The organism is Ileibacterium valens, from assembly GCF_001945525.1.
GTDB classification, from domain to species: domain Bacteria; phylum Bacillota_I; class Bacilli_A; order Erysipelotrichales; family Erysipelotrichaceae; genus Ileibacterium; species Ileibacterium valens.
In genome coordinates this window covers 1-9,178 of the sequence record NZ_MPJW01000060.1, presented here as the reverse complement: position 1 = coordinate 9,178, position 9,178 = coordinate 1, and the positions used below count along the sequence as shown (strand labels likewise).

General features: G+C 41.5%; 6 protein-coding genes. All 6 read left to right on the top strand.

What is annotated here, in order from left to right:
* The first annotated feature begins 460 nt into the window (after positions 1–460).
* On the top strand, positions 461–1,129 hold the full coding sequence (locus BO222_RS01780; RefSeq protein WP_075817830.1) for an ankyrin repeat domain-containing protein: 669 nt from the start codon (positions 461–463) through the stop codon (positions 1,127–1,129).
* A gap of 21 nt (positions 1,130–1,150) precedes the next feature.
* Positions 1,151–3,220: an elongation factor G gene (gene fusA / locus BO222_RS01775; RefSeq protein WP_075817828.1), complete on the top strand. Its 2,070-nt coding sequence runs from the start codon at positions 1,151–1,153 to the stop codon at positions 3,218–3,220.
* A 378-nt stretch (positions 3,221–3,598) separates the two neighbouring features.
* Positions 3,599–4,006, top strand: a complete 408-nt coding sequence (locus BO222_RS01770; RefSeq protein WP_075817826.1) for a hypothetical protein — start codon at positions 3,599–3,601, stop codon at positions 4,004–4,006.
* 105 nt (positions 4,007–4,111) lie between these two features.
* Complete coding sequence (locus tag BO222_RS01765; RefSeq protein WP_075817824.1) at positions 4,112–6,589, top strand: beta-glucosidase; 2,478 nt, start codon at positions 4,112–4,114, stop codon at positions 6,587–6,589.
* A gap of 143 nt (positions 6,590–6,732) precedes the next feature.
* Entirely contained in the window at positions 6,733–7,218 is a 486-nt protein-coding gene (locus BO222_RS01760; RefSeq protein WP_075817822.1) for a metallophosphoesterase family protein, read from the top strand.
* Positions 7,219–7,470: 252 nt separating this feature from the next.
* Positions 7,471–8,535, top strand: a complete 1,065-nt coding sequence (locus BO222_RS01755; RefSeq protein ID WP_075817820.1) for an SseB family protein — start codon at positions 7,471–7,473, stop codon at positions 8,533–8,535.
* Positions 8,536–9,178: the final 643 nt, after the last annotated feature.

Here is a 9,178-nt window from a genome sequence, read left to right as displayed (position 1 = left end):
AATATTGTCGACGATAATTCTGGGCCCATAACGAGACAAAAAAGTACCCGAAACGAGCGAATACTTAACCAAAAGTGTTAAGTATTAAATCACCCGTTTTGGGTACTTTTATAAAACCACGAACAAAAGTCTCAAACCAATTGATAAAATCTGTAGTTTTAGTCTTCGGAAATTCGATCTGAATCAGTAAAAAAGAATGCTGGAATTCTAAGAAATGTCCGAGTTGGCTGATAAGATGTCCACCTTGGCTCTTGATTTCATGAAAATTTGTAGGAATTTCTGAAACCACTTACAATGAACACATCAACACGGAAAGAGGTGGTTTTCATGAAGAGCAATGCTGCAATCACATTAAAAACTGAATACGGAAACCGGCCTTTTTTCCGGTGCAGACTGGGGTAATACTGTTTATTCCAGTTTTTTCTGTCTTTTGAACGAATACAGATTCGAGGAGGATAATATGGAACAGAATTTCAATAAAGTATTCTGGGATGCCTGCGCTAATGGAGATTTCTCTATGGCAGCAAGCCAGATTCGTACGGGTGCCGATGTAAACTACGCCAATGGCGATGGCCGAACTGCGCTGATGAGATCTGCAAAAAGAGACCGCAAGGACGTGGTTCAGATGCTGATCGATAATGGGGCTGATGTAAATGCAGCAGATAATAGTGGAAAAACAGCTTTGATGGGTGCAGCCAAAAAAGGCAACAAGACCATCTGCAAAGCCCTGATTGATGCTGGTGCCGATGTAAACGCCAAAGATGATAATGGAAGAACCGCTTTAATGAGAGCTGCCTTACTTGGCCAGGATCGCTGCGTGGATCTATTACTGGATGCAGGCGCTGATATCAATGCTCAGGATGAAGTTGGCCGCAGTGCACTAATGGAAGCCTGCATCGCCTTCAAACGCGATACGATCAATAAATTGCTCGACCGCAATGCGGATGTAAACCTTTTTGATAATAACGGATGCACAGCCTTAATGAGAGCAGCTTATGGCGGATATCCATCTCTGGTTGAAAAACTGATCGTTTATGGAGCCGATAAGGATATGACCGATAAACAGGGACACACTGCACTCGATTACGTTCGCGAACACTGCCGCGCCCAGCTTGAACCGCTGCTGTAAACAATAAGAGGAAAAAAGAAAATGAGAGACTATAAAAGTAACGAAGTCCGTAACGTCACCGTTGTCGGACACTCGGGATCTGGTAAAACTTCCGTCCTCGAGGCTATGCTGTACTATACTGACGCCACTGATCGTTTTGGCAAAACCACAGATGGATCGAGCCTGATCGACTTTGACGCTGAAGAAATCAAACGTGGAACTTCCATCTATACATCCATCGTTCCGATCGAATGGGATGACAACAAAATTAACTTTATCGATACGCCTGGCTATCTTGACTACTCCGGTGAAAAAGCCGCTGGTTTAGCCGCTGGGGATAATGTCTTAATCGTCGTCAACGCCAAAAGCCCGCTTGAACCAGGAACCCGTATTGCCTATAAGGAAGCCATCGAATCTGGCAAACCGACAATTTTCTTTATCAATCATCTCGACGAAGAAAACACAAGCTTCGAAGATGCCTACAGCCAGCTGCATGAAGCCTTTGGGAAATCCGTTATTCCATTCGAAGTTCCAATCATTGAAAACGGAGAATATGTAGGAACTGTCAACATTTTGAAAAATAAAGCCTGGTATCATAAAGGGCCAAAAGCTTCTGATTCTGTGGCCCAGCCTATTCCGGAAGCCATGGCTGATGAAGTGGCAATGTATAAGGAACAGATCGCTGAAGCAGTTGCCATGGGTGATGATGAACTCATGGAAAAATTCTTCTCCGGTGAAGAATTCACAGATGCAGAACTGACTAAAGGAGTTCGCATCGGAGTCAGAAATGGGGAAATTATTCCTGTTTTCTCCGGAAGCGCTATTCAGTCCCGTGGAATCGGCCGTTTGATGGATCTGATCATCACTTACTTCCCATCTTATTCTGAAAAGGGGATTTTCACGGCAGAAACCCCAGATGGTCAGAAAGTTGAACTGCTTACTACCGAAGATGAAATTCTGACCGCTCAGGTGTTCAAGACCATCATGGACCCATTCGTTGGCCGTATTTCTTACGTTAAAGTGCTCTCTGGAACCCTGAATTCCGATTCTCAGGTGATTAATGGCAATACAGGAAAAGCTGAAAAAATTGGAAGCATCTTTACCATCAAAGGAAAACATCAGACTGCTGCCGGTAAGATCTTTACAGGTGATATTGGTGCCATTTCCAAGCTTCAGGCAACTAAAACCAATGATACGCTTTGCGATAAGTCCACGCGTCTGGTGGCTCCTGCGATTGTATTTGAAGAACCATTATTCGGACAGGCGGTTGAACCAAAAACGAAGAACGATGAAGATAAACTTTCCAATGGTCTTAACCGTCTTCAGGAAGAAGATCCGACGTTCGTCGTTAAGATCAATCCAGAAACCCGACAGACTGTCATCTATGGAGTGGGTGACCAGCATCTTGATGTCATCGTCAACAAACTGCAGTCTAAATTCAAGGCAAACGTAGATCTTACCGATCCGAAGATCACTTATCGTGAAACGATCACAAAAACTGCAGTCGGAGAAGGCCGTCATAAGAAACAGTCAGGCGGTCATGGTCAGTTTGGTCATGTCTTTGTCGAATTTGCTCCAAATCCGGATTCTGAAGAACTCGTATTCGAAGAAAAAGTATTTGGAGGAGCCGTACCTAGACAGTATTTCCCAGCGGTTGAAACAGGATTAAGAGAAAATTCACTGGATGGACCATTAGCTCACTATAAGATGGTTAACCTGAAGACTACATTGCTTGATGGTAAATACCATGATGTTGACTCTTCAGAAATGGCATTCAAACTGGCAGCTCGTTTAGCGTATAAGGATGCGATGAGTAAATGCCGTCCAATTCTGCTTGAACCAATCATGAACGTTACGGTTACAGTACCTGATGAATATACAGGAACAATCATTGGCGATCTGAATAAACGCCGGGGCGCAATCCTTGGAATGACTCCATCAGATGATGCTCAGATGATTGAAGCCCAGGTTCCAATGTCCGAAATGGCCCGCTACTCCATCGATTTGCGTTCGATGACACAGGGTCTTGGAAGCTATACCATCAGCATGGACCGTTATGATCCAGTACCTGATAATATCGCTCAGCGAATTATTCAGCAGGCAGCCCAATAAAACCAAAACATCTCTTCATCTGAATGGATTGAGGCAATGGTTTTCTAATTCTGCAAAACCAAGTATGAACTCAGTATGAGCTCAGAATTCATCTGATATCAAAAATCGAGCCAGCCTTCAAATCATACCAAATGATTTGAAAGCTGGCTTTTTTCATGCGCCACACATCAGAATACATTTCTAAAAAACAAAATAGATATGAGATCCGCTGATAAAAAATGGTGAATGCAATTCCAATGACTTTAGATAATGGATAGTTTAGATCTGTCAGGAATAAGAAAGAAATGGATCAAGTGAAAAGACCTCAGAGCATTCTGTAAATCTTTTTTCCATCCTGAAAATATAATAAAAGAAGAATAGGAAGAAAGGAGACAGGTTATGTGGAAATTCATTGAAGATTTGAAAAAGGATATCGAAGCAGGAGCTAACGAAATCGCTGATAATATTGCAGATCCTCAGGCTTCTAAGGAAGCTGAACAAAAAGCTCTCCATCTTGGAAAGTCGGCTGTAAAGAATAACCAGGTTCTTGCACTCGAGGATGGAACGGTTGAAATGATTAATCAGGACCAGGATCAGATTGAAATTTATATGGATAATGGACACGGATATGGCATTCAGTTTCCATTTGGACCAGTAGGATATAAGGTTGAAGTCAGCCCCAATGAGAAAGTTCATAAAGGGCAGGTTTTAGTGACCTTTGGACCAGATGAGGATAAGGCACGGGTCTATGCATTTACTCCCGATCTGGTCAGAGTGCTCAGTCATACACACTATACAATCCAATAAAATTGTGGAAACAAAACGAGGTCGGCTGCCTGGCCGGCTTTTTTTTCGAATCAGTCCAGGCAAGACATTATAATTTTTTAAAGATGAAAGTCGGGGTGTTTATGAATGAAGAAGGAAATCGAAAGTCTGATCAGTGATCTTACAACGGATCAAAAAGCCAGTCTGGTCTGTGGAAAAGGTGCGTTTGAATCCGCCTCGATACCCTCTCAAGATATTCGAGGACTTATTTTTTCGGATGGATCCCAGGGCGTTCGTAAGCAAAGATATGTCCAGGATCATCTGGGTATGTTTCCTTCGATTCCATCCACCTGTTTTCCAGCTGCAAGTACGCTTGCCTGTTCATGGGATAAAAAACTGATGTTTCGCATCGGAGAAGCAATGGGAAAAGAAGCGGCTTCTTTGAAAGTCGATGTATTGTTAGCTCCGGCAATCAATATGATGCGTCATCCGATGGGCGGAAGAAACTTTGAATACTTTTCTGAGGATCCATGTCTTGCAGGAGAACTGGCTTCAAGCATGATTCAGGGAATTCAGAAAACAGTCAGCGCCTGTCCAAAGCATTTCCTGCTCAATTCACAGGAAACCTTCAGAATGAGTGTTGATGAGCAAGCATCCATGCAGTCCATCATGGAGTATTATCTGCCGGCTTTTGAACGGGTCATTAAACAGAGTCAACCAGATTGGATCATGAGTGCCTATAACAAGGTGAATGGTGAATATGCTTCTGAAAATGCTTTTCTTTTAAAGGAAATTTTACGAAAACAGCTAGGCTTTCAAGGGGCAGTCATGAGTGATTGGGGCGGCGGCAACGACATCATCAAGGCCATTCGGGCTGGAAGTACGCTTGAAATGCCTGCAACCAATGGTCAAAGCAAAAATGAAATCCTCAAAGCAGTTGAAGAAGGCAGACTGGAAGTAAAAGACCTGGATAAAAGAGCTGCTGAAATGCTTGAAGCCATTCAGAAAGCAGATCAAAGAATTGAAGAACGAAAAGGCAGTTTAAAGGATCAGACTCCATCCTATCGCTATCACCATCAACTTGCTTTTGCAGCCGCAAGAAAATCAGCTGTATTGCTAAAAAATGATGACAATATTCTTCCACTGGATCCAATGAAGCGAGTTTGCTTTATCGGAGATTTTGAACATTTTCCAATACAGGGAAATGGCTCGGCTGCAGTGAATCCAAAGTTTACTGAAAATTTCAAAGTTATCGCTAAAAAGTATCTGAATATACCTTATAAAAAATCTTTAGGATATCGTCTTCACGATGAATCAGTCGATTCTAAATTAGAACTCAGGGCTATTTCCGCTGCCAAAAAAGCAGATGTCATCATCGTTCTGGCCGCTTTTCCATTATGCGAAAGTACCGAAGGACTGGATCGAAGAAAAGCAGATCTGCCCGAAAATCAGAAACATCTGATCCAGAGCCTGGCTGCATTAAACAAACCCATCATCCTGATTGATGCAATCGCTGGTGCCATTGAATTATCTATCGAACCTTTAGTCCAGGGGATTTTGTATACGGGACTGTCAGGTCAGAGCAGTCTTGAAGCCATGTTTTCCCTGCTTTTTGGAGAATTCTCACCTTCCGGGAAGCTGGCATTCAGTTTTGCCTGTCATATGGACGATCATCTGGTTACAAATTTTCCGCAAAAAGAGCCGATCAGTTATCACTCTGAACAGACAAAAGTAGGCTATCGATATTTCCATACGGAGCATATTCCAGTCAGATATCCTTTTGGTTATGGATTAAGCTATACTGAATTTCATTTAAATTTTGCAGGAGCAAACAAAGATGGAATCTGCTTTGAAATTGAAAATGTAGGCAATATGGATGGAGATGGGATCATTCAGCTCTATCGAAAATGGGAAGATCATGATGAAGTGAGTTCAGAAGAAGTTCTGGTTGGATTTGAAAGAATTCACTTAAAAAAAGGCCAGATCAAAAAGGGATTTATTCCTTTTGATGAATATACGTTCAGGCGTTATCTTCCTCAGTCCAAACGATTTGCCATTCTTAAAGGAGAGGTGAATCTAAAACTGGCATGGAATATCGAAGAACCTATTTGGAGCACCAGAATATTCTTAAAGGATGGAGAAGATGTTCAGCCAGAAGTCGAAACTAATATGCCAGTTCATTACCGGAAATCGGCATGGAAGATGGATCTAGAAACCCCTTTGGAAGAATTTGCTCACTCTCCAAACCGGGCAGCAGCCAAATCCATAGAATGGCTTATCGCGTATCGTGATCGGTCTTTAAAAAAGAACAGTCCGAATCTAGCCGTCTGCGCGTTGCTTAGCATGCCGCTCAAATCCATTTGCAAACTGTATCCGGATTTAATGAACTTCGATAAAGCTCAGGCATTAATTGATCAGATGAATGAACCTTCTGAATCAGGATGCAGTGAACTGATCCGGTTGATTCATACAGTCTTCAAAAAAGATTTTTCGAATTCCAAAGATCCAATGCCATTGGCACCATTCAACCTGGAATTCGTTGAAACTGCCAGGAAACCAGAAGATTCACAGGCAGGTTTTGTTTCTATACAATCTCTGAAAGACAAAAATCCAAATCCTGATTGATTGAATTGCATTTGATGAAACAGTTTGGTTTGGAATGATCGGATTTAGTCTGAATTACTCTGATCAAGTCTGATCAAATGGATCAAACAGAAAATCTTTTAAAATGACTGTCAAATTCAGTTTATGTAAGGAGGTTGAGATATATGCAGATTATTGTCGCGTCCGATACACATGGACGAAACGAAAGGTTGCTTGAACTCGAAAAGCTGTATCCGGAAGCCGCTTTGTTTTTGCATGCCGGAGACTGGGGTACAGATCCGAAAAAGTACGATCACTGGGTTACGGTGATGGGGAATAACGATATTCGCTACGAGCGGGACATGGAAAAAAATCGAATTATTCTTGCGGATGGTCATAAAATCTTTATGCTGCATGGTCAACAGCTCCCTTATGGAAATCGGGAAAAAAGACTGGCAGACATGGCTAATCAGAATGGATGTGACATTGCCATTTATGGTCATTCTCATAAAGCATTTATTGAAGAAATCAATGGAGTCCTTGTCATCAATCCAGGTTCTCTATTGAGAAGCAGAGATGGACGTGGAATCAGCTATATAGTCCTGACTCTCGATAAAAATCAGGTCGATGCAAAGCTGGTTTTCTGGATGAATCGGCCAGATCAGCCTTAGATATAATCTGACTAATTCTGTAAAACCAGCGCAAACAGAACTTCGTCTGTTTTACCAAAGGAATGAATTATTCGATTCCTATAGCGTTTTAAGTGAACTGTTAAAAAACGGCTGTTTACTCTTGGATGAGTGAGCGGCCGTTTTATAATGATTTTTTGTATTACGAGTGTTACCTGTCGATTCACATGGGCATTTTGAATTTGAAAAGTCTTTGTGCTATCTACAATGAAGCTAAGGAAAGAGGTGTTGTCTATGTCAATGAATTTTCTGACCCCCATTCCTGAACCCCAACAAATTGATAACAGCGATCTTGAAGACATTATTCTCAGACTTGAAAAAGATCGAACGCATGAAAATCTCGAAACGCTCATTCGAACACTGCAGCGTAAGATGATTAATCAGGGTCTGCTGCTGATTCCTGTTTCTGATCAGTATGAACAGGAAAGCCCAAAAGCGGATCTTTTCCGACTTGATAAAGTCTCCGTGGATGATCTGACAAGAGGTTCAGATCTGCGAGAGGCAGTTCCTCGAACTGTGGAACTGGCCAGAGGCGGACAGGCTCTGGCTGCCTTTACCAGTAAAAATGAGTTCCAGAAGGGCGAGGCCAGTAAATACACGGCTGTTCTTCTTAAAGAATTTCTCGAATATGCTATTCAATCCGAAAATCTGCAGGGAATTGTACTGAATCCCTGGGATGTGTCCGTATTGATTGATCGGAAGATGATTGCTCAATTGCTTGATCTGGCTGCTGCAACTCAGATTCGTTCAGGAATCTATCTGATAAAGTCAGTACCAAAAGATCTTCATCCTGATGTTCAGGGCTGCTTTATTACTGAAAGTCTTGAACCAGCAGATTCTTTCTCGGCTCAATTGCTTGAACCAATGAAACCAGCTTTAGAGGAACTCAAACAGAATGTTCCTTTTCTGAATGTTGGTAATACGATTTTACTTGAACCAGGTGATCATTGTGATCACACATCCTCAATTTTGTTGATGGTTGCTCCTGTTTCAGGGATTGAACCAATGTATGAAGAAACGGCAATCAGCGAGATATATCTTCATGCGATGAATGAAACAAGTAAAGCCGGTTATAAGAGTGTCGTTTTACCAGCGATGAGTGAAGAAAGCTTTGGTATTCCGTTAACCAAGAGTATTCCCTCTACTTTACTTGCCCTTTCAGCCTGGTGCTCAAGTCATCCAAAAGAAGCGGTTGAAATTTTTATTCAGATCCCGCAAAAGGCTGTATTTGATCAGTATCTTGGGTATCTTCATGAAATGGAAAATGGAGGTAATGAAACAATGGGACAGGTCGATTAGGACCTGCCCTTTTTTAGCAATTACCACTGTAGATGAACTTTACCAAACCTAAGATTCTTTAAAATGTTTATATCAAGAACAATTAATCTTAATTGAAGTAAATAAGCGATAAATTTGTTCAAAATATATAGGCTATTTATATCAGAAAATACTTTTGTTAAGCACATCCACTGTATGCAGATATAAAGAAAAGTGAAATTTTGCGAATTCTTGAAGCATCTTTCATATTGCAGCCTGGAGTATTCGACAACATTTGATTAACAGCCGCTCCCTGTTCAGGATGCTGAAATGAATCCGTTCGATTTTTTTTCATTATTTCAGGTTCATATTCGTCATTCCGGTGTATAGGAAAGCATGAACCAAAAAAATAGAAAAATCCCTGGAGTTACCAATACAGATATTGCGGGCTCTCAATCATCGGCTTTGAAAAAAAGCCCTGCTTCAAAACCTGACATTCAGTCAACCAAATCGGATGGTAAAATGGAATTACAGAATATATCCACCGAGATTGAAAACCAGAGAGACGTCCGAAAAAGAGGCTCACAAAATAGGAGAAAATCAAAAAGAAGGAACGCAAAGACAGCTTCAAGAAACAAATCAAGTGATAAAGCACTGGATGAATTTTTTCAGAACAAATCCCGCG